The sequence below is a fragment of the Mycolicibacterium sp. ND9-15 genome, from assembly GCF_035918395.1.
In the GTDB taxonomy this organism is placed as follows: domain Bacteria; phylum Actinomycetota; class Actinomycetes; order Mycobacteriales; family Mycobacteriaceae; genus Mycobacterium.
Map to the genome: position 1 here is coordinate 3,602,604 of NZ_CP142362.1, position 20,421 is coordinate 3,623,024.

Consider the following 20,421-nt stretch of genomic DNA (forward strand, 5'->3'; position numbering starts at 1 on the left):
GCGGTCACTTCTCCAGAAGGTCGGGTTGGGAAAGTACTTCGTCGATCGCGGCGAGGAACAGCGCCCCGCGGTGCCCGTCGCTGGCCCGATGGTCGGCGGCCAGCGTCGCCTGCACGGTGGTGGCGATCCGGATACCGCCATCGACCGCGCGCACGTGTTGTCCCGGTTTACCGAACCCCACCAGGGCTACCTGCTGCGGATAGATCACCCCGAACACCGAGTCGACGCCTTGGTCGCCGAGGTTCGTGACCGTGATGGTCGGGTCCGACATCTCCGAACTGCGCAACGAGAAGGCCCGAGCGCGGGCCACGAGATCGGTGAGCTTTGCCATCAGCTCATCGAGTTTCTTGTCGGCGACGTCGTGGATGGCAGGTGCCACCAGGCCACCGCCCCGAAGGGAGATCGCGACGCCGACGTGCACTGCCTCGGCCGGTTCGAAGGTGTCGTTGCGCCAGAACCCGTTGAACTCACCGAACCGTTGGGCGGCCAGCGCGACGGCCTTGATCTGGAGGACCGCGGGAAGCACACGTTCGGTGATGGAGCGCTGGGCGTTGCGTTCGGCCAGCCACTGCAGGGCATTGTCGAGGACGATCTCGTGAGCCAGGTAGTAGTGCGGAATCTCGCGTTTGGACCGGATCATCGCTGCGGCGATCGAGCGGCGCATCTCCGCTCCGCGCTTGGCGGCCAGTTGCTTCGGCGACAGCGGTTCGCCCGGTGCGGCAGCGGGCTTCGGCGCTTCGGCCGTCTTCGCGTGCGCCGCGGCATGTTCGACGTCGTTGAGTGTGACCGCACCCTGCGGTCCCGTGCCGGTCAGCGCCTCGACGTCGACGCCCAGCGACGAAGCGAGGCGACGGGCGGCGGGGGAGACCCAGCGCCGGTGGTACTGCGGCGCGGCGGGTGCCGGCACGGCGGGTGCCGGCGGGGCGGGTGGGGTGACGGTCGGCGTTTGGGCGGGCGGCGCCACTGCCACCACAGTGGGAACTTCGGCGGCCGGTGCGGGCTCACTGACCGCTGCGATCGTTTCGGGGGCCGGTGCCGTGGCGGGTGCGAGTTCGACGGTCTCGCCGGGTTCCGCCAAGCGCGCCAACGGCGCTCCCACCTGAACCGTCGTACCGACCGGCACCAGCAGTTCGGTGACCGTCCCCTCCTGCCAGCACTCCACCTCGACCGCGGCCTTGGTGGTCTCCACTACGGCCACGACCTGTCCGCGGGTCACCGTGTCGCCGGGCTTGACGAGCCACTCGTCGAGCTTTCCCTCGTCCATGTCGGCACCCAACGCGGGCATCTTGAACTCGATCATCAGCGCTCACCGAACAGGCTGCGCACCGCGGCGGTGATCTTCTCCGGTTGTGGCAACGCCGCCTGCTCGAGGTGCTTGGCGTAGGGAATGGGCACCTCCTCCGTGCACACCCGCACGATCGGCGCATCGAGGTCGTAGAACGCGTTCTCCACGATGCGCGCGCTGATCTCACCGGACAGGCTGCCGGTGCGCCAGCCCTCGTCGACCACCACCACCCGGTGTGTCTTGCGCACAGACTCGAGGAGCGTCGTGTCGTCGAGGGGACGCAGCACCCGCAAATCGATGACCTCGCAGTCGATTCCGGACAGGGACAACTCGTTGGCGGCGTCGAGGGCCTTGGGTAGGCAACCGCCGTAGGTGATCACCGTTACGTCCTTGCCCGCGCGCCGCACCACGGACCTGTCGATGTCGGTGGGCACCAGCGCGTCGATGTCGGCCGAGGCGTTGTACAACTGCACGTGCTCGAATATGACCACCGGGTCCGGATCGGCCAGCGCGGTGGGCAGCATCCCGTAGGCATCGGCCACCGTGGCGGGGGCCACCACCTTGATGCCCGGGATATGGGCGTACCAGCCCTCGAGGCTGTGCGAATGTTGGGCCGCCAGTTGGCGTCCGGCACCGGTGGCCATGCGTACCACCAACGGCACCGAGAACTGGCCGCCGGACATGTGGCGCAGCGCCGCCGCGGTGTTGACGATCTGATCGAGCGCCAGCAGGCTGAAGTTCACCGTCATCACTTCGACGATAGGACGTAATCCGTTGAGCGCAGCGCCGATTCCCACGCCGACGAAGCCGAGCTCCGAAAGCGGGGTGTCGCGAATGCGGTCCGGCCCGAACTCCTCCAACAGTCCCTTGGACGCGGCGTAGGTGCCGCCGTAGCGGCCGACGTCCTCGCCCATCAGCAGCACCCGCGAATCGGCGAGCATGGCGTCGCGGATCGAATCGTGCACCGCGGTACGGTAGGCCGTCTTCATGCCGTACTCCCTGCGGGAGTGAGCACGTCGCGGGTCAGGTCGGATACGTCCTCCCACGTGCCGGCCTCGGCGTAGGCGACCGCGTCGGCCAGTTCTTGTTCGGCGGCGCTACGGATCGCCGCGAGGTCGTCGTCGGTCAATATTCCCTCCGCCAAACATTTTTCGGGGAACCTACGAACCGGATCGCGTTCGCGCCAGTGTTCGACCTCGCTCTTCTCGCGGTACAACTCCGGGTCGAACATCGAGTGCGGGCGGAAGCGGTAGGTGCGGAATTCGAGGAAGAACGGACCCGCGCCACTGCGCACGTGGTAAGCGCCTTCCTGCGCGGCGGCATGGCAGGCCAGCACGTCCATGCCGTCGGCGGCCAGAGCGGGCACGCGATACGACGCCGCCTTGGCGGTCAAGTCCACTTGCGACAGTTCATGATCCAAGACGGTGCCCATCGCGTACCCGTTGTTCTCGCAGCAGAACAGCACCGGCAGCTGCCACAGTTGGGCCAGGTTCAGCGACTCGTGGAACGCCCCCTCGGCTATCGCGCCCTCACCGAAATAGCATGCACTGATCCGGTTTCGCCCCAGCTGCTTGTCCGCGAGCGCCAATCCCACGGCGAGCGGTAGCCCGCCGGCGACGATGGCGTTGCCGCCGTAGAACCTGACGCCGGCGTCGAACAGGTGCATGGAGCCGCCCCGGCCTCGAGAGCAACCTTCCTGCTTGCCGAACATCTCGGCCATGATCCGGGTCATCGGCACCCCACGCAGCAGGGCGTGCGCGTGCTCGCGATAGGTGGCCACCACCGCGTCGTCGGGTTCCAGCGCGCGAAGCGAGCCGGCGGCCACGGCCTCCTCACCGACGTAGAGGTGCAGAAAGCCGCGAATCTTGGCCGCGCTGTACAGCTCTGCGCACTTCTCCTCCATCAGCCGGACCCGCACCATGTCGTTGAGCAAGGCGCGTGCCAACTCCGGATCGGTCATGACGTTGCCTCCTGATGCTGCGGCGCTTCGACGGTGGAGGTGTCTCCTTCGGGCAACCCCAATTCACGCGCTTTGAGGAGGCGACGCATGATCTTGCCGCTTCGCGTGTGCGGCAGGCTCTCGACGAACTCGATCTCTTTGGGGGCCACCGCGGCGCCGAGGCGCTTGCGGGCCTGGCCGGTCAGCTCCAGCCGAAGGTCGTCGGTGGGGGAGAACCCGTCCTTGAGCGTGACGAAGGCCTTCACCAACTCCCCGACAGTCGGGTCGGGTTTGCCGATCACGGCAGCCTCGGCGACGGCCGGGTGGTCCGTCAGTGCGTTCTCCACCTCGAACGGACCGATCAAGTGGCCTGCGGACTTGATCACGTCGTCGGCGCGCCCGACGAACCAGAAATATCCATCGCTGTCGCGCTTGACCAGATCGCCCGACAGGTACAGCCCGTCGACGAAGCTCTTGCGATACCGCTCTTCCTGGTGGAGGTACTCGCGGAACATCGACGGCCAGCCCGGTTTCAGGGCGAGTTCGCCCTCGACGTCGGGCTCGTCGACGACCGATACCGAACCGTCGTCGTTCCGACGCGCCACGAAGGCATCCACACCGGGGAGCGGCCGACCCATCGAACCGGGCTTGATGTCGAACGCCGGGGTGTTGGCGATCATGATCCCGCCGGTCTCCGTCTGCCACCAGTTGTCGTGAATGGGTAGACCCAGCACTCGCTTACCCCACCAGACCGCCTCGGCGTTCAGCGGCTCGCCGACGCTCGCGATGAAGCGCAGTTTGGGAAAGCTGTACCGCGCGGCGACTTCAGGGCCCGCCTTGATCAGCATGCGGATGGCCGTCGGCGCGGTATACCAGACGGTCACGCCCTCGTCCTGGAGGATGCGGTACCAGCGGTCGGCGTCGAACTCGGCTTCGTCGATGATCGAGGTCACCCCGTGCAGCAGCGGGGCGATGATGCCGTACGAAGTGCCGGTGACCCAGCCGGGATCGGCTGTGCACCAATAGATGTCGTCGGGATGGAGGTCCAGGGCGTACAAACCGGTGAGGAAGTGCATTGCCACCGCGCCGTGTACGTGGCGCGCCCCTTTCGGGGTGCCGGTGGTGCCGCTGGTGAAGTGCAGCAGCGAGGCATCCTCCGCGGTGGTGGGTTCGATCGGGGCGTCCTCAGAGGCCTCGTCCATCAGCCGTGCAAGGTTCAATGTGCCGGGGACGGGTTCGGTCTCGGACCCGTCGACCAGCAGGATGTGGCGCACCGACGGCAACTGATCGCGAATCTTGGCTATCTTGCGTTTGTAGAGCGCTTTGGTCGTCACCAACACGGCGGCCTCACCGATGGTTACCCGGGTGGCGATGGGTTCCGGCCCGAACGCGGAGAAAAGGGGCGACACCACGCTGCCGTTGCGCAGCGCCCCGAGCATCGCGACGTACAACTCCGGGATGCGGCCCATGATGAGGAAGACACCGTCGCCCTTACCGACGCCCAGCCCGCGCAGAACATTGGTGAACCGTCGGGTGCGACGGCCGAGTTCGGCGTAACTGAGGTCATGGGTGATCAGGTCGAGGCCGGGGCCGGTGTCGGCGATGAACCGCAGGGCAGTGCGCGACGCCAGTGGTCCGTCGGCATGGCGGTCGACCGCCGCGTAGGCGATATTGCATCCACCGCCCGGCATTCCCGCACACGGGTCGGGCACCGCCGACCAGCTGAACGCGGCCCGAGTCTGCTCGTAGCCGGTGTAGTTGGGCGGGACCTTCCAGTCCTCGACGGTCTTTTCGATGGTCGTCATGGTCGTACTCACAATTTCGGTGACGAAATGACACCGTTGCGCCTCGCGGGGCCGATGTTGACCATCACCCGTTCCAGCAGCGCGCTGTAAGCCGACCCGTCGATGAGCAACTCGGACGGCCCGTTATGCATGAGGTAAGCATCGAGGCGACGGTCGAGTGACCAATCGGAGTAGGTATGGCTGGCGAATTCGGATCTCAGAAACCGCCATGCGACGGTGTCGAACTCCGTCGTCGTCAGATCGACGCGGTCGGTCGGCGCCATCGGAACCCCTTTCGGTCACGGTCTTCGCAATCCATCGTCAGCGACCCGCGGCGACGAGGGTAGAGACCAAAGTCACACCAAGATCAGTCTCTCGGCCCTCGTCACATATCCGCGGCCTGGACTCTCATGTCTTTAGTCCCCTGATCGCGGTCCGTACGGCCCTGTGCCGACGGAAGCCGGCGGTGCATGATCGAGGCATGACGCTCCGCTCGATAATCAGGCGTGGGCGGCGCGCTCGAGGAGAGGCGTGAAGCATGGTGAGGTGTCCGAACGGCCACCACAACCCCGCGGGGTTCGATCTGTGCGCCGAGTGCGGGGCCCCGATCGAGGAGACGGAGGCCCAGGCGAGCGCGTGGTTCCGGACCAAATGGGCCCTCATCGGAGCGAGTGCTGTCGTCGCGCTGGTGGTTCTGGCTGCGTCGTTGGTGCTTGCCATGAATCGCGGCGGTGACCAAGCCGAGTCGGACGTGGCGACCCCCGCCGGGCAGGAATCCATCTCGGAGTGGTGGGAGAGCGCGCACACCCCTGTCACCGAGTTACGGCAGTCCATCACCGACGCTCGGCGTTCGCTGAGTCGGATGAACCCAGCCGGTCTCGAGGAGGCGTGCGAGAAGATGCACGACCTCGCCGGGGTCGACGTCCACACCTATCTGCCCGCCCCCACCCCTGAACTCACCAGCGAGTTGACCGCCGCCGCAGAGGATGCCCACGCCGCGGCGCACATGTGTCTGGCGCTCGCAGCTGGGTCGCGCAATACCTACAGCGGTGAGTTCACGGCCAGCGTCGACCAAGCCGAACGGCGATTGGTCCGCGCCGAGGAGATCGTCAACGCCGCGCTGCTACATCAGCAGTGAAGCGCCGGGCGCACGGTCGGGGGTATCGCCCTGGTGTCCTCGGTATGGTCCGACGTCATGGTCACCCATACCGAATACGAGTCCGAGCAGATGGCGACCGCACTTCGACACGCCAGCATGCGAGTGCCGACGGCGGCCGCAACGGACTCGGTGTCGGAGACGATCGAGGCGATGCGGGGTCGGCGGTTCTTCAGCGCGGCCGCGGTGGCGGTGCTTGATGGGCAACAACTGGTGGGGGTCGCCACCATCGAACGCGTTCTGGCCGCACCGGGCGAGGCGACACTCGCCGACATCATGGACCCCAGCCCGCCGGTCGTCGCTCCGGGTACCCACCAGGAGCACGCGGCGTGGCAGGCCGTGCAGCGCGACGAGCCTGGCTTCGCCGTGGTCGACGGTGACGGGTACTTCCGGGGACTGATTGCCCCACAACAGCTTCTGGCGGTGTTACTGGCCGAGCACGAGGAAGACATGGCCCGACTCGGCGGGTTCTTGCACTCCGTGGAGTCGGCGCGCACGACCAGCGTCGAAAGTGTCTCGCAGCGGTTGTGGCACCGGTTGCCGTGGCTGGTGGTGGGACTCGTCGGGGCGATGGTCTCCGCTGGCCTGATGGCCGCCTTCGAGACCCGACTGCAATCCGTGCTGGCCGTGGCTTACTTCGTCCCCGGCATCGTCTATCTCGCCGATGCGGTCGGCACCCAGACGGAAACCCTTGCCATTCGCGGTCTTTCGGTCGGTATCGGTATCCGCCGTATCCTTGCCCGCGAAGCGTTGACAGGGCTGGTCGTAGGCATTCTGCTCGGGTTCCTGATGATCCCGGTGGTATTGCTCATAACCGGTGACGGCCGACTCGCCGCGGCCGTAGCCCTGGCGGTCTTGGCGGCCAGCAGCATCGCTACGGTGGTCGCTCTGCTCCTGCCGTGGGTGCTGCAGGCTTTCGGCCGGGACCCGGCATTCGGTTCCGGTCCTCTGGCGACAGTCATCCAGGACTTGCTGTCGATTCTGATATACCTCGGCGCCGTCACCGCACTGCTGGCTTAACCAGCCGATTCGGCCTGGAACTGTTGCTGCGCTCTACTTCTGATGCCCAACAGCATCCCCCGTATGACAAAGGCCTTCACCGGACCCGCGAGCTCGTCGGCCAATACCTGGCCCGGATGGTGCAGCCGGGTGCGGGTCCGGACCATCAGCCGGCAGCGGTCATCCCAGTGCGGGATGACGTGAAACGACCACACGGCGTCCCACAACTCTGGCGACATCGTTCGCAACACGATGGACTCGCGATCGGCGACGTCGACCACTTTCAGTGCGATCCCGTCCCGCAGGCCCATCCAACCCTTGGGGACCAACCGCACGGTGTCCTCGGGTGCCAGGTTTTGCCACTCGGGATGGATTCGTTCGGCGTTGTGGTACCGCAGACCGGCCAGGTTCAGCGTGTCGAACGTGTACAGACCACCCCGGTCCTGACCGATCTGCACCAGCCACTGCCACACCGTCGCGGCCGGGGCGTCGATCCAGACCGCTTCGGTGGTCTGGAGAACTGGGCGGTCGAGCAGTTCGTCGCCGGCGAGCCGCATCCGTGACTCTTCTTTCGTCGCTCCCCAGTTGCGGTAGAACCGTCTGGCTCCGTACAACACGGCGAGGGCCCCTCCGACCCGCAGCAAGTTGATCGTCATGTGCTCAGAGTGCCTTCCTGACGCGGCGCCCGGTAGGGCCGCTGGTCCTAAGCGGCCGACCAAGCGGATCGTCATCGACGAACGGCACATCTCGCGGGGACTTCCGTCCCTATCGGCAACCACAGCACGATGGTCGAATCGAGGTGGAGGTTTCCACTGTTCACCAAGGAGCAACCATGAGCAAGCTGCCCGCCACAGGTCGGCCGCGGGGGTTCTGGCCGGAACTCACCGAATTCTTCGAGGGCTTCCCGTCCTGGTCGCATCTGCGTTCACCGTTCGGTGCCAACATTATTCGTCTCGAAGACGAGATGAAGGACGGCAACTACGAGCTGCGGGCCGAATTGCCCGGCATCGATCCCGAGAAGGAAGTCGACGTCACGGTGCGTGACGGCGTCCTGACCATCAAGTCCGAGCGCACGGCGAAGAAGGAATCCAACGGCCGCTCCGAGTTCTCCTACGGCTCGTTCGTTCGCTCGGTCACCTTGCCGCCGGGCGCCGACGAGGACGCCATCACGGCGCGGTACGACAAGGGCATCCTCACGGTGACGGTGCCGGTTCAGGAAGAGGCGCCTCAGTCGGGGGAGAAGCAGATTCCGGTGCAAGCCGAGAAGTGAGCCCGCGCAAGGTCCTGGGGTGGCGAATCCCGGGACCGCCAGGAGCAATGCAGATCGGAGAACGGGAATGACGCGTGCAGACGGAGCGGTCCGGAACGCGCCGCGGCGGGTCTTTCGCGATCGCCGCGAAGCGGGACGGGTCTTGGCCGGAATGCTCGATGCCTACCGGGGCCGGGAAGGCGTCGTCGTGCTGGGACTGCCTCGTGGGGGCATCCCTGTCGCCTGGGAGGTCGCGGCGGCACTTGCCGCTCCGCTGGACGCCTTCGTCGTGCGAAAACTCGGCGCGCCGGGGCACGAGGAGTTCGCGGTGGGTGCAATCGCGAGTGGCGGCCGCGTCGTCGTCAACGACGACGTGCTGCGCGCGCTGCGGGTGACGCCTCAGCAACTTCGCGATGTCGCCGAACGCGAGGGCCGCGAGTTGCTGCGGCGCGAGGCGGCCTACCGCGGTGGTCGGCCACCGGTGGATGTGACCGGTAAGACGGTGATTCTCGTGGACGACGGCCTGGCCACCGGGGCCAGCATGTCGGCCGCGATACATGCGCTGCGCGACGCGGACCCCGCCGAGATCGTGATCGCGGTGCCGGCCGCGCCGGAGTCGACCTGCCGGGAGTTGGCCGGCATCGCCGACGACGTGGTGTGCGCCAGTATGCCGACGCCGTTTCTCGCTGTCGGGGAGTCGTTCTGGGATTTCCACCAGGTCGGCGACGAGGAGGTGCGGCACCTGCTCGCCACCCCCACCACGGGCCTCGCCACCGCGCGGATCCGGATTCAGGAGACATCTGCAGAGGTGATCGACCGGACGGCGATCGACGCACCCGGCGGCCTGCCCCCGGCCGAGGCGCTCGAGGAGATCATCGGCGATGCCCGGGTCGTGCTCATCGGGGAGAGCTCACACGGGACTCACGAGTTCTACGAGGCCCGCGCACAGATCACCAAATGGCTGATCGAGGAGAAGGGATTCGCCGGGGTCGCCGCCGAGGCCGACTGGCCCGATGCCTACCGCGTCAACCGATACCTACACGGTGCGGGCGCCGACACGTCTGCTGACGAGGCGTTGAGCGGTTTCGAACGATTCCCCGCTTGGATGTGGCGCAACGTCGTCGTCCGCGAGTTCGTCGACTGGTTGCACGACCACAACCGCCAAACCCGGGCGGCCGGTGGACGACAGGCCGGTTTCTACGGCCTTGACCTCTACAGCCTGCACCGTTCGATGCGGGAGGTGATCGCCTATCTCGACAACGTCGACCCGCAGGCCGCGGCTCGGGCGCGGATGCGCTACTCCTGCTTCGACCACACATCGGCCGACGACGGCCAGGCCTATGGTTTCGCGGCCGCATTCGGCGCGGGGCTGTCGTGCGAGCGAGAGGTGATCGACCAACTGGTCGAAATGCAGCGGACCACCATGGAATATGCGCGACGTGACGGGCTGCTCGTCGAGGACGAGGCGTTCTATGCGCAGCAGAACGCGCAGACCGTGCGGGACGCCGAGCGCTACTACCGCGCGATGTTCAGCGGTCGCGTGACGTCCTGGAACCTGCGAGACCAGCACATGGCACAAACGCTCCAAGCCCTGCTGGCTCACCTGGACCGGCATCACAAAGCTGGTACCACACGAATTGTGGTGTGGGCGCACAACTCTCACGTCGGTGACGCACGGGCGACCGAGGTCGGCAGCGACGGCCAGGTGACGCTCGGCCAACTGGTGCGCGAGCGCTACGGCGAAAGCTGTCGGCTGATCGGGTTCACGACCTATTCGGGCACCGTCACCGCGGCCAGTGAGTGGGGCGGTATCGCGGAGCGCAAAGTCGTCCGGCCCGCGCTGAACGGCAGTGTCGAAGAACTTTTCCACGAAACAGATCGGCCGGCTTTCCTGATTTCACCGACGATCAGCCGCGCGGCGGCCGAACCGCTGGACGTCGTGCGACTCGCCCGGGCCATCGGGGTGATCTACCTGCCGGCCACCGAACGCCAGAGCCACTACTACCACGTCCGTCCCGGCGAGCAGTTCGACGCCATCATCCACATCGACCAGACTCGCGCATTGGAGCCGCTCGAGGTGAGCAGTGTGTGGGTCGCCGGCGAAACCCCGGAGACCTACCCGACGGGCTTGTGATCGCTGTCCAGAAGGATGGCACTAACGACACGCGCCGTCACGATCGATACGCCGCGCCGGCTTCCTCTCGGCTGGGATGAGCGGGGTCGCAGATATCCATAATGCGAAGTCCAGCCGTCCGGAATGGCAGGAACTGCTGTTGCCAGCGTGTGGCCGGCCCGCCGGTACGGCGGATGTCGCTCGTGAGGTGGTGGCCGCAATGGTGCCCGGGTGCTACCTGGCGTCTCAACGGGATTTCGCCAGGTTGGGGCGTGGACATTCCGCCTCCTCGACACTGACGGTTCGACAATACCGCTGGTCGGGGGCAGTGGAGGTGCGGTCGGACACGTCCTGTTCGGCACCGCCCATTCGCCGCGGAGCAGAAGATGCTGCGTGGTGTCCGGGACCCGGTGCGGTGGGATCGAGTCGAGGTGACGCTACGCGAACTGCCTAGTCACCAGGCCGCCGTGCCAGGCTAGCGCCGTCTCAACGGTACTGTCCGACCCGTCAAAAATGCCGTCGATTGCTCGTAAAGCGGCTTGACGAGTGGCACGATGGGGGCGTGACTGAGCCGGTACAGCCGGTCGGGTTGGGTGGCGAAAACGCCACGCGTCCGCTGAGCGACACGCTTTCCCAGTTGCGGCTCCGCGAGCTGCTCATGGAGGTCCAGGACCGCGTCGAGCAGATCGTCGAGGGCCGGGACCGACTGGATGGTCTTGTCGACGCGATGCTCGTGGTGACGTCGGGGCTCGACCTCGACCAGACCCTGAGAACGATCGTCCACACCGCGGCCCAGCTGGTCGACGCCCAGTACGGCGCCCTCGGTGTCCGCGGATACGACCACGAGCTGGTCGAGTTCATATACGAAGGCATCGACGAGTCGGTGCGGGAACGGATCGGGCACCTACCGGAAGGGCACGGGGTGCTCGGAGTCCTGATCGACGATCCGAAACCCATTCGGCTGGACAACATCTCGAACCATCCGGCTTCAGTCGGGTTCCCGCCGGACCATCCACCGATGAGGACATTTCTCGGGGTGCCGGTGCGTATCCGCAATGAGGTGTTCGGCAACCTTTACCTGACCGAGAAGGTGGGTGGTCAGCTTTTCAGCGACGACGACGAGGTGCTCGTACAGGTGCTTGCCGCCGCGGCGGGCATCGCGATCGACAATGCCCGCCTGTACGAGCGCTCGAAGGTTCGGCAGTCGTGGATAGAAGCCACGCGTGACATCGGCACCGAACTGCTGGCGGGCACGAATCCCGCAACCGTGTTCCGGCTGGTGGCCGACGAGTCACGGCACTTGAGCGGCGCGAAACTGACCCTCGTGGCGGTGCCTGCCGATCTGGACGAGCCGGCTGCCGAGGTCGATGAGCTGGTTGTCGTCGCCACCGCGGGCGATGCGCCGGAGGGGTCGCTTCGGACGATACCCACCGCAGACACCCCGATCGGGGACGTGTTCGTGCAACGGACGCCGTGCAGGTTCGACAGCCTCGAACTGGCGCCTGGCATTGCCTGCACCGGGCCCGCCCTGGTGTTGCCGCTGCGTGCATCCGACACCGTCCCCGGTGTGCTGGTGGCTGCGCGGTCCCCCGGCTCGCCGCCGTTCAGCGCCGACGAACTCGACATGATGGCGGCCTTCGCCGATCAGGCCGCGCTCGCCTGGCAGCTTGCCACCACCCAACGGCGGATGCGTGAACTCGACATCCTCAGCGACCGTGACCGGATCGCCCGCGATCTGCACGACCATGTGATCCAGCGGCTGTTCGCGGTGGGACTTGCGTTGCAGGGAACGATTCCGCGGACGCACAAGCCGGAAGTCCGGCAGCGGCTGACCGAGTGTATCGACGACCTGCAGAGCGTCATCCAGGAAATTCGCACCGCGATCTTCGACCTTCATGGGCACGACGCCGGCATCACCAGACTGCGCCAGCGGCTTGACGAAGCCGTCGCGCAGTTCGCCGGGTCCGGCCTGCGGACCACAGTGCAGTTCTCCGGCCCGTTGTCGGTCGTCGATCCGACATTGGCCGACCATGCGGAAGCCGTCGTTAGGGAAGCCGTCAGCAATGCCGTGCGGCACGCGCGGGCTTCGACGCTGGCGATCAACGTCGCCGTCGGCGACGATCTGTGCATCGAGGTGGTCGACGACGGGTGCGGCATCACCGGCGACATCACCGGTAGCGGGTTGAGGAACCTCAGTCGGCGCGCCGACGACGTCGGGGGCGACTTCGCGATCGAAGCTGCGCCTGCGGGCGGCACCAAACTCAGGTGGAGCGCGCCGCTTCCCTGAGGATTCGATTCCCCACCGCGCAGGTCACGACGAGGTCGCGCTCTTGTCTGCCCCGCGGTACTCAGGCAGGCCGCGTTCGCGGAACCGGCGTCCGGTTATCTTCTCGGTCCGGATTCGGATGAAATGATCCCGCCGTCCGTCGACCCACGGCTGAATGAATGTCCCGGACACTTCCAGCAAGTCGTCGACGTCGGTGATCGGCTGGGCGTGCCCGACGACGGTGACACTCCAGCCCGTGCGCAGATCCGCATCGAGTTCATCGGCTTGAAAGGCCACCACCTGATTGTCGGTGGCGGCGGCGAGCTTCGGCCCGCCCGCGACCCGGATGACCACGTCGTCGTGCCATAGCCGGAAGTTCACCGGCTGCACCGCAGGCAGCGCGTCCTCGGTGAAAACGAGCCGACCCACCCGGACGCCTTGCATGAGGTCGAGGCACTGCCTGCGGTTGAGGACGTCCAGTTCCTGTCCCTTGGTCACGTGATCAGCCTCCTTGGACCAGAGCAAGGGTGCCGACGGGGGTGCAACGCCAATGGCCGTTGCTCAGTTCGGCCAGTCGGCTGACGGCTCGCTCGATACCATCGGCGAGTTCGTTGACGTCGGGCGCGGCGTCGTAGTCGCCGATGATGCCGAACGCGAGGTGGTCGGCGTAGCTCAGGATAGCGATGCCGGTCCGCAACCGAAGGGCGAGCGGCGGGACTGGCAGCAACCGGACGACCTCTCGGCCCTTGAGCCGCAACCGCCGGCGGGGACCCGCGATGTTGGTCGCCGACGTGACGATCCCGCGCTGCGGTAGCCGGGTCAGCGTCCGTACCGCCCACGCCATGAGCGGAAACGGGACCGCATTCGCGGCGGCGATGAGGATGTTTCCCGCCTCCCGTTGGCCGCTCGACTTGGCGTTGGTGAGCCGAGCGTTCACGGTCTGCAGCTGTTGGATCGGGTCGGCCAGGTCGACTGGAAGATACGGGAGCATCACCGATACGCGGTTGTCGGGCTTGTCGACCGCATCGTCGGGCCGCACGGACACCGGTACCAGGGTGCGCAAGGACGTGCGCCGAGGCTGCTCGCCGCGACGCGTCAGGATCGTCCGGAAGCTGTCGGTGATCGCTGCCAAGGCGACGTCGTCGACCGTGACATCGAAACGTTGGCAGATTCGGCTCACCTCCGCCAGCGACACCTCGACGGCCGCGTAGCGGCGCATATCGGTTACCGGCCCCGTCAGTGACGACGCGGCCGCGGGCCTCAGTAGTCCGGTCGCGAGGTCCGCGGCCCCCCGCACCGCCTGGCGCGTGGCTGACGTCACCCCTCGGGACGTCTGCCACGCGGAAACCATCCAATCGATCGGATTGAATGTCAGTGCGGGTGGCCGCGGGGTCTTCGGCACCGGCGCCTGCGCAGCGCGGAGCGCCGTCGAACATGTCTGACCGGTGTGGCAGTCACAGAGTTGGGTGAGTAGATGTGTCGCCGCCACGCCGTCGGCGATGCAGTGGTGGATTTTGATCAGCATCGCCCAGCGGTTGTGTGCCAGACCGTCGACGATCCAGCATTCCCACAGCGGTCGGTCGCGGTCCAGTCGCCGCTCCATCACTTCGGCGGCCCAGCGGAACAACGAAGCATCGTCACCGGGGCGCGGCAGCGCTGCACGACGGAGGTGGTGGGAGATGTCGATGTCGGCGTCGTCCGTCCACTCCGGAGCGCCCAGATCAAGCGGATGGGTGTGCAGGACCTGACGGAAGCGCGGTATCGCCAGGATGCGCTCGGCGAGATCGGATGCGAGCGAGTCGAAGTCGGGCATGGGGCCGACCAGGACGGCGATGGCGCCGATCGCCAAGCTCACGTGCGGGTCGGAGTCCTCGGCCTGCAGGAATCCTGCGTCTAGCGTCGTGAGCTGCTCCATACCTTTCACTGTCGGTGGTCGGCACAGGCGGGGGTAGAGGCTTAGGTCCTCAATTCGCGCAGGCCACGATCACCGTGGCGCCATCGCCGCGACCAGGGGCGTGTCGACACCGACCGGACCGTGCTTGGCGGCACCGCCGGGTGAGCCTACGGGGGCGTCGCGGCCGGGCAGGATGTCGGCGAAGAAGGCGGCGTTGTCGGTGAGGTGCTGCTGCTCGTCGTCGGGCAGGTCTGTTTCGAAGTAGATTGCGCCTTCCTCGCACGCCAGTTTGCATGCGCCGCAGTCCACGCACTCGTCGGGATTGATGTACAGGGATCGCAAGCCTTCGTAGATGCAATCGACGGGGCACTCCGGGACACACGACTTGTGCATCACATCAACGCACGCACTGCTGATCACGTAGGTCATGGCCGCAGTGTAGGAAGCGCGAGCGGCGGTGATCGTGGGCCGAAGGCATGTTGTTTCGAGGACCAAAGTCACTGCGGCGCTGCCGAACGTACGTTCATTCGTTGGCTATCCACGTCGACGGGAGGATACTCAACCCTTGTGGCGACGGCCGATCCGATGCAGCGTGCGCAGGATCTATTGCACGAGATGACGATCGACGAGAAGGCGATGCAATTGTCCTCGGTGTTTCCGCTGGCGCTCTTCAGTGTGGACGGGACGAATCGCAGCCAACTCGATGTGCATCTCGGCAACGGTATCGGCCATGTCTGTGCCCTCGGCCTGATCGGACACAAGCCGCCCGAGGTTCTTGCCAAGGCGGTCAACGCCATTCAGCACCACCTCATGACCCACACCCGCCTGAAGATTCCCGCGATCTGCCACAACGAGGCCATGAGCGGCGTGGTGGCACCGTGCTTCACGGCATTCCCCGCTCCCATCGCGATGGCCGCGACCTGGGACGCGGCGGCGGTGCAGGAGATGGCGGATGTCCTCCGTCGTCAACTGCGGTCGGTGGGTCTACGTCAGGCGCTGGGACCGGTCATGGATATCGCCCGTGACGCCCGCTGGGGCAGGGTGAGTGAGACTTTCGGCGAGGATCCCTACCTCGTCAGCGCGATGAGTGTGGCCTACACGCGCGGACTGCAGTCGCGCGACCTGACCGACGGCGTGTTGGCGACCGGCAAGCACTTCGTCGGCTATGCGGTCACCGAAGGTGGGCAGAACATGGCGGCCACCGCCGTCGGCGCACGCGAGCTGTACGACGTCTATGCCCGGCCCTTCGAGGCCGCGATCCGGTTGGCGAAGTTGGCGAGCGTGATGCCCAGCTACAGCGAATTCGATGGCGTGCCGGTCTCGGCCTCGCCCGCAGTGCTCGGCACCATGCTCCGCGAAAGGCTGGGATTCACCGGGACAACCGTTTCCGATTATGTCGCCGTCGAGTTTCTGCAGACGCGTCAACGGGTCGCCGAAACCGCGGAGGCGGCCGGCGCCATGGCGCTCACGGCGGGTATGGACGTCGAGTTGCCGAGCGTCTTCGGTTACGGCGAGGTGTTGGCGCACGCCGTGCGCCAGGGCAGGATCTCCGAGCTGCTACTGGACCGCTCCGTCCTGCGAGTGCTGCGCGACAAGTTCGCGCTCGGGCTCTTCGACGCCCCTTATGTCCCCGAAGACCCGATCACCATCACCACCGCTGCCGGTGAGGGCGGCGATCTGGCCGCCCGCCTGGCGGCACAGGCGGTGACGCTGCTCAAGAACGATGACGGCCTGCTGCCGTTGAGCCGCGAGATCGCGACGGTCGCGGTCATCGGACCGCACGCCGACGATGTGGCGGCCGGGTTCTCGACATACACGTACGCGGATGCGCTCAAGATGTTCGAGGCCAGGGCGACCGGTGGCGAGATCGCCATGGCGGGAATGGAACTCGGCGCCGACGCACCGCACGAGGCGCTGGTGGCGATCGCCGGCGAACTCGCGCCGGTGTTCACGACGGACCGCCGCGGCTATCTTCAGTCCCATTACCCGACCGTGTCACTCGCCGACGCGGTCCGACGGCTTCTACCCGGCGCGCAGGTCACCGCTGTGGCAGGCACTGGTGTCGCGCCCACCGAACCGGCCGACATCCCGCCCGCCGTCGCGGCCGCTCGCCAAGCCGACGTCGTCATCTTGGCGGTGGGCGGACGGTCGTCGTGGTCCGGCGAACGTACCGAAGGAGAGGGGTCCGACACCGCCGACATCGCGTTGCCCGCACAACAAGTCGCGCTGATCGACGCGGTAGCCGCGCTGGGCAAGCCAACCGTCACCGTGCTCTCGATGGGGCGGCCCTATGCGCTCGGCGCCGTCATCGACAAGTTGCCCGCGGTGCTCACCGCCTACTACGCGGGCCCGCATCACGCCACCGCCATCGCCGACGCCGTCTTCGGAGTGTCGAATCCCGCTGGGAAACTTCCCTTCACGATGCCGTGGCACGTCGGGCAGGTGCCGATCCATCACGGCCAGAAGGCCGGCAGCGGCTACCGGCGCACCGGGGCGGACCCCCACCGCGGCTATCTCGACATGGCGGCTACCCCGCTGTTCGGCTTCGGGCACGGCCTCAGCTACACGACGTTTTCGTACGGCTCACTGACGCTGGTGAGCGACAGCGTCGAGGTGGACGGCTCGGCGACCGCGTCGGTCGTCATCACCAACTCCGGACAACGCCGCGGGACCGAGGTCGTGCAGTTGTACGCGGCCGACACCGCGACCGGTGTGACGTTGCCGGCTCAACAGCTCGCCGGGTTCGCCCGCGTCGATCTGGAGCCTGGCGCGTCGAAGACGGTGACCTTCACGGTACCGATGAGTGTGCTTGCCTACACCGGGCTTTCGGGCGACCTTGTCATGGAACCCGGTCCGGTGGAGCTGAGTGTCGGCTCGAGCTCGACCGACATCCGAGCTCGAGCCGCGTTCACCGTCACCGGCACCGTACGCACCTTCCGCGGCGAGGAGCGGGCGTTCTTCTCGATCACTGAGGTCACCCGCTAGCCAGTACGCGAGCCGGTGCCTGTAGGCCGCCGGCCGCCACCGACCGCGCGACCGTCAACGCACCTGCCGGGGAATGAGGCCGCACAACATATGTGTCGACAGGCCAACGTGTTTGGATGATCTCGGCGACCGGCGTACTTGGTATCGCGTTCCCGCGGCCGTCGCGTTGGTCAGAACGGTGGAGGGTCGGCGTCAGAGCCGTCGGTGCCCACCGCGAGGTCGGTATCGGTGAGGTCGTGCGGCGGCGGCCTGCTGGGTTGGGAGGTGACGGGGGCCGCGGATCGGCTGCGTTCAAGGGCGTTGAGTGCGCGTTCGCGCTTGATTTGGTGCAGCCGGTCCTGGGTGCGGGTTCGCCGTCGGCGCGGCATCATGGCGTCCTTGGCAGGGTTGTCTGCTGGTCGTTGTGGCGCGGGCAGGACGGCAGTGGCGCTATCCCAGCCCGGGTAGAACAACCGGCTACCGGGGTGGGTGACATACGTGCGCCCCGACGGCGCCGTCCAGATGATCGTCCCGTCGGCGCGTTGCTCGTCGAGCCAGCCGCAGAACGTTTTGAGGAGGTGATGGATTCGGCACAGGCACTTGGTGTTTGACGGATGCGTGGCGCCGCCCGGATGGGGCGTGGTGTGGTCGATGTCGCAGAACTCCGCGGGTCGGTCGCAGCCGGGGAATCGACACGTCAAATCGCGCATCCGGACAAACCGTGCCGTCTTGCGCGACGGCTTGTAACCGGCTTCGGGTGCTGCATCGGGCTTTTGCACCCACTGGACTTTCGCGCCGTTGTTGATCAGCTCGGCCAGCAGCGGCGTCGGAATCAGGCCGCCACCGAGGATGAGCGCCGCAGCCGGTTTCGGCTGCCCCGGCGCCGCAGCCGGTTTCGGCTCCCCCGGCGGTGCTGGGCGTTCGGCCGGCTCTGGCGCTGGATTGGCTTGGCCGTCGCCTGACATCTGAGGATCCGGTTGTGCGTTTAGGGCCGCGGGTTCGGCGATCACGTTGATGACGATGCCGGCCGCGCGGGGATCGTGGCCGGCAGCCGGGCAGTCCGGGTTGGCGCACTGGCAGCTCAGTGCGTCCGCGCCGGCAGCGATGGTGCCCAGCGAATCAGCCCGCCGCTGCCCGAGGGTGCGCGGATCGTCTTTGCACACCCCGCCCGACATCTGTGCTAGCCGACGCTCGAGCAGGGCCGCGTCGGTCGCCGACAACCGGCCCCACAGCGACGCCGTTCCCGTCACATCGTCGCGTTTGCCCAGCCGGACGTCTCTGCTTCGTGCGGCCTCTCGCATGCGCCGGCGCGCGTCGGGATCATGAGCGTCGACCAGCGAGTCGATCGCCGCCTCCAGTTTTGCGACCGACAGTGACCCCCACTTGGCCGCACGCTCGGCGATCGCGGTGTCGAGCAGTTTTTGGATCTCGGAATCAACGATCAGTTGTGTCCGCCAGGTGATGGTCGCGACCAGCCCGGCACTCAACCGCCCCTCGGCGAACAGCGCCGCGACTTTGGGCAACCGCTCCCGCAGGGCCATCGCGATACACATCTGCCGCGAGGCAGCCCGGTCCGCGATCCCCATCGCAGCCGAAATCTCGGCGGCCGCCAGCCGCCAGCCGTCGATCACCAGATGCTCGCGCTGCCCGTCGGGCTCGGTGTATCGCGCGGTCAACTCGGCGGTGGCCGCCAGGCGACGGGCCACAAGAGCGGCCTCCGCGCGGGCGCACTCCTCGATCGCCGCGACCACGGCGGTATCGTCGGCCGTCGCAAACATCGAATCGAACATACGCTCGATCATGCCCGAGGCCACCGACAAGATCGGGGCCCTGTCGCTTCACGTCAAGGCGCGTGCGCGGATGCTTCGCTGCCTCGACGTATGGCCGGGACCGCCACCATTACTCGCGATATGCCACCTGGGCCGAAGCCACAGAAGTCGCCAAGCGCTCCGACATCCCAGCCCGCTGAACATGAGCGTAGGACAAGCCGACAAGTAGCTTGACTTCAGTTAGGGACTCAATTCCGGGGACGCTGGAATTCACCAGCCGCGCCGATGCGGGCGCGAACCGACCAGCTCGCCCTTGTCGACGACGTCGCGGCTGCGGTAGACGATGTAGGGCCGGAACAGGTAGCCGATCGGTGCGCTGAACACGTGCACCAGCCGCGTGAACGGCCACAGGCAGAACAACACCAGCGCGATCATCACGTGGATGTGGAACCAGAGGGGCGCCTGCGCCATCAGGTCGCCGCGCGGCTGCAGGATCCAGATGGAGCGGAACCAGGGCGACACGGTGTGGCGGTAATCGTGTTCGGCGCCGACGGGCGTCGCACCGATCAGCGTGCACGCCAGGCCCGCGACGATCGCCAGCACCAGCACCAGATACATCGCCTTGTCATTGACGGTGGTGGCCAGGAAAACCGGGCCCGTGGTGCGGCGGCGGTAGATCAGCAGCGCGATTCCGGCCAGCGTGGTGATCCCGGCGATGGCGCCGAGAACCATCGCCTGCAGGTGATAGGCGTGATCGGACAGCCCGACTGCGTCGGTCCATGATTCGGGGATCACCAGCCCGATGACGTGCCCGACGATCACCACCAGGATGCCGAAGTGAAACATCGGGCTGCCGATGCGAAGCAGACGTGATTCGTACAGTTGCGACGACCGGGTCGTCCAGCCGAACTTGTCGTAGCGGTACCGCCACCAGATCCCGACCGCGACGATCGCCAGCGTCACGTACGGCACGACGTCCCAGAAGATTTCCCAACCCGACATC

17 protein-coding genes are annotated in these 20,421 nt (G+C 66.7%); 6 read left to right on the forward strand and 11 right to left on the reverse strand.

Annotated elements, in window-relative coordinates:
• Positions 1 to 4: 4 nt before the first annotated feature.
• Genes QGN32_RS17105 through QGN32_RS17125 form a run of 5 tightly spaced genes read right to left on the reverse strand, consistent with a single transcriptional unit; the run spans position 5 to position 5,292 of the window.
• The gene (locus tag QGN32_RS17105) at positions 5 to 1,300 is read right to left on the reverse strand and encodes a dihydrolipoamide acetyltransferase family protein (RefSeq protein ID WP_326545502.1); all 1,296 of its coding nucleotides are present in this window, start codon (positions 1,298 to 1,300) and stop codon (positions 5 to 7) included.
• A complete protein-coding gene (locus QGN32_RS17110) occupies positions 1,300 to 2,274 on the reverse strand; it encodes an alpha-ketoacid dehydrogenase subunit beta (RefSeq protein WP_326545503.1) in 975 nt (324 codons plus the stop codon). Before QGN32_RS17110 ends, QGN32_RS17105 begins: the two co-directional genes overlap by 1 nt.
• Positions 2,271 to 3,245, reverse strand: coding sequence for a pyruvate dehydrogenase (acetyl-transferring) E1 component subunit alpha (gene pdhA / locus QGN32_RS17115; RefSeq protein ID WP_326545504.1), 975 nt, complete (start codon positions 3,243 to 3,245; stop codon positions 2,271 to 2,273). The genes QGN32_RS17110 and pdhA overlap by 4 nt, the downstream gene beginning before the upstream one ends.
• Positions 3,242 to 5,029: an acetate--CoA ligase gene (gene acsA / locus QGN32_RS17120; RefSeq protein WP_326545505.1), complete on the reverse strand. Its 1,788-nt coding sequence runs from the start codon at positions 5,027 to 5,029 to the stop codon at positions 3,242 to 3,244. Before acsA ends, pdhA begins: the two co-directional genes overlap by 4 nt.
• Before the next feature lie 8 nt (positions 5,030 to 5,037).
• Positions 5,038 to 5,292 carry a hypothetical protein gene (locus QGN32_RS17125; protein WP_326545506.1) on the reverse strand — a complete coding sequence of 85 codons (255 nt, stop codon included), beginning with the start codon at positions 5,290 to 5,292 and terminating at the stop codon, positions 5,038 to 5,040.
• A 254-nt stretch (positions 5,293 to 5,546) separates the two neighbouring features.
• Between QGN32_RS17125 and QGN32_RS17130 the strand changes: the two genes are divergently transcribed.
• Positions 5,547 to 6,146: a hypothetical protein gene (locus QGN32_RS17130; RefSeq protein ID WP_326545507.1), complete on the forward strand. Its 600-nt coding sequence runs from the start codon at positions 5,547 to 5,549 to the stop codon at positions 6,144 to 6,146.
• A 57-nt stretch (positions 6,147 to 6,203) separates the two neighbouring features.
• Positions 6,204 to 7,184: a magnesium transporter gene (locus QGN32_RS17135; protein WP_326545508.1), complete on the forward strand. Its 981-nt coding sequence runs from the start codon at positions 6,204 to 6,206 to the stop codon at positions 7,182 to 7,184.
• Here QGN32_RS17135 and QGN32_RS17140 read toward each other — a convergent pair.
• The gene (locus tag QGN32_RS17140; RefSeq protein WP_326545509.1) at positions 7,181 to 7,819 is read right to left on the reverse strand and encodes an SRPBCC family protein; all 639 of its coding nucleotides are present in this window, start codon (positions 7,817 to 7,819) and stop codon (positions 7,181 to 7,183) included. The two genes, QGN32_RS17135 and QGN32_RS17140, sit on opposite strands and share 4 nt — an antisense overlap.
• A gap of 176 nt (positions 7,820 to 7,995) precedes the next feature.
• Between QGN32_RS17140 and QGN32_RS17145 the strand changes: the two genes are divergently transcribed.
• The 3 genes from QGN32_RS17145 (at position 7,996) to QGN32_RS17155 (ending at position 12,812) form a co-directional block, all read left to right on the forward strand.
• A complete protein-coding gene (locus QGN32_RS17145; RefSeq protein ID WP_326545510.1) occupies positions 7,996 to 8,433 on the forward strand; it encodes an Hsp20/alpha crystallin family protein in 438 nt (145 codons plus the stop codon).
• Between the two features lie 67 nt (positions 8,434 to 8,500).
• Positions 8,501 to 10,546, forward strand: coding sequence for an erythromycin esterase family protein (locus QGN32_RS17150; protein ID WP_326545511.1), 2,046 nt, complete (start codon positions 8,501 to 8,503; stop codon positions 10,544 to 10,546).
• Positions 10,547 to 11,183: 637 nt separating this feature from the next.
• Complete coding sequence (locus tag QGN32_RS17155) at positions 11,184 to 12,812, forward strand: GAF domain-containing sensor histidine kinase (protein WP_326549121.1); 1,629 nt, start codon at positions 11,184 to 11,186, stop codon at positions 12,810 to 12,812.
• Between the two features lie 24 nt (positions 12,813 to 12,836).
• On the opposite strand, the gene QGN32_RS17160 is transcribed toward QGN32_RS17155, so the two are convergent.
• The 3 genes from QGN32_RS17160 to fdxA form a co-directional block, all read right to left on the reverse strand.
• Positions 12,837 to 13,289, reverse strand: coding sequence for a pyridoxamine 5'-phosphate oxidase family protein (locus tag QGN32_RS17160; RefSeq protein WP_326545512.1), 453 nt, complete (start codon positions 13,287 to 13,289; stop codon positions 12,837 to 12,839).
• Positions 13,290 to 13,293: 4 nt separating this feature from the next.
• Complete coding sequence (locus QGN32_RS17165; protein WP_326545513.1) at positions 13,294 to 14,706, reverse strand: WS/DGAT/MGAT family O-acyltransferase; 1,413 nt, start codon at positions 14,704 to 14,706, stop codon at positions 13,294 to 13,296.
• Between the two features lie 69 nt (positions 14,707 to 14,775).
• Complete coding sequence (gene fdxA / locus QGN32_RS17170; protein WP_326545514.1) at positions 14,776 to 15,114, reverse strand: ferredoxin; 339 nt, start codon at positions 15,112 to 15,114, stop codon at positions 14,776 to 14,778.
• A gap of 138 nt (positions 15,115 to 15,252) precedes the next feature.
• On the opposite strand from fdxA, the gene QGN32_RS17175 reads away from it, so the two are divergent.
• Positions 15,253 to 17,670, forward strand: a complete 2,418-nt coding sequence (locus tag QGN32_RS17175) for a glycoside hydrolase family 3 N-terminal domain-containing protein (RefSeq protein WP_326545515.1) — start codon at positions 15,253 to 15,255, stop codon at positions 17,668 to 17,670.
• 170 nt (positions 17,671 to 17,840) lie between these two features.
• On the opposite strand, the gene QGN32_RS17180 is transcribed toward QGN32_RS17175, so the two are convergent.
• Both QGN32_RS17180 and narI read right to left on the reverse strand, forming a co-directional pair.
• Entirely contained in the window at positions 17,841 to 19,427 is a 1,587-nt protein-coding gene (locus QGN32_RS17180; protein WP_326545516.1) for an HNH endonuclease signature motif containing protein, read from the reverse strand.
• A 261-nt stretch (positions 19,428 to 19,688) separates the two neighbouring features.
• Positions 19,689 to 20,420 (reverse strand): respiratory nitrate reductase subunit gamma, encoded by a 732-nt coding sequence (gene narI, locus QGN32_RS17185; RefSeq protein ID WP_326545517.1) that lies wholly within the window; start codon positions 20,418 to 20,420, stop codon positions 19,689 to 19,691.
• Between the last annotated feature and the right edge of the window lies 1 nt (position 20,421).

Excerpts from the sequence above, each read along its gene's own strand:
- QGN32_RS17155 (WP_326549121.1), top strand. The coding sequence starts at position 11,184 with ATGGAGGTCCAGGACCGCGTCGAGCAGATCGTCGAGGGCCGGGACCGA.
- QGN32_RS17150 (WP_326545511.1), top strand. The coding sequence starts at position 8,501 with ATGACGCGTGCAGACGGAGCGGTCCGGAACGCGCCGCGGCGGGTCTTT.
- QGN32_RS17130 (WP_326545507.1), top strand. The coding sequence starts at position 5,547 with ATGGTGAGGTGTCCGAACGGCCACCACAACCCCGCGGGGTTCGATCTG.
- QGN32_RS17140 (WP_326545509.1), bottom strand. The coding sequence starts at position 7,819 with ATGACGATCAACTTGCTGCGGGTCGGAGGGGCCCTCGCCGTGTTGTAC.
- QGN32_RS17180 (WP_326545516.1), bottom strand. The coding sequence starts at position 19,427 with ATGTTTGCGACGGCCGACGATACCGCCGTGGTCGCGGCGATCGAGGAG.
- QGN32_RS17165 (WP_326545513.1), bottom strand. The coding sequence starts at position 14,706 with ATGGAGCAGCTCACGACGCTAGACGCAGGATTCCTGCAGGCCGAGGAC.
- QGN32_RS17145 (WP_326545510.1), top strand. The coding sequence starts at position 7,996 with ATGAGCAAGCTGCCCGCCACAGGTCGGCCGCGGGGGTTCTGGCCGGAA.
- QGN32_RS17125 (WP_326545506.1), bottom strand. The coding sequence starts at position 5,292 with ATGGCGCCGACCGACCGCGTCGATCTGACGACGACGGAGTTCGACACC.
- QGN32_RS17110 (WP_326545503.1), bottom strand. The coding sequence starts at position 2,274 with ATGAAGACGGCCTACCGTACCGCGGTGCACGATTCGATCCGCGACGCC.
- fdxA (WP_326545514.1), bottom strand. The coding sequence starts at position 15,114 with ATGACCTACGTGATCAGCAGTGCGTGCGTTGATGTGATGCACAAGTCG.
- QGN32_RS17135 (WP_326545508.1), top strand. The coding sequence starts at position 6,204 with ATGGTCACCCATACCGAATACGAGTCCGAGCAGATGGCGACCGCACTT.
- acsA (WP_326545505.1), bottom strand. The coding sequence starts at position 5,029 with ATGACGACCATCGAAAAGACCGTCGAGGACTGGAAGGTCCCGCCCAAC.
- narI (WP_326545517.1), bottom strand. The coding sequence starts at position 20,420 with ATGTCGGGTTGGGAAATCTTCTGGGACGTCGTGCCGTACGTGACGCTG.
- pdhA (WP_326545504.1), bottom strand. The coding sequence starts at position 3,245 with ATGACCGATCCGGAGTTGGCACGCGCCTTGCTCAACGACATGGTGCGG.
- QGN32_RS17105 (WP_326545502.1), bottom strand. The coding sequence starts at position 1,300 with ATGATCGAGTTCAAGATGCCCGCGTTGGGTGCCGACATGGACGAGGGA.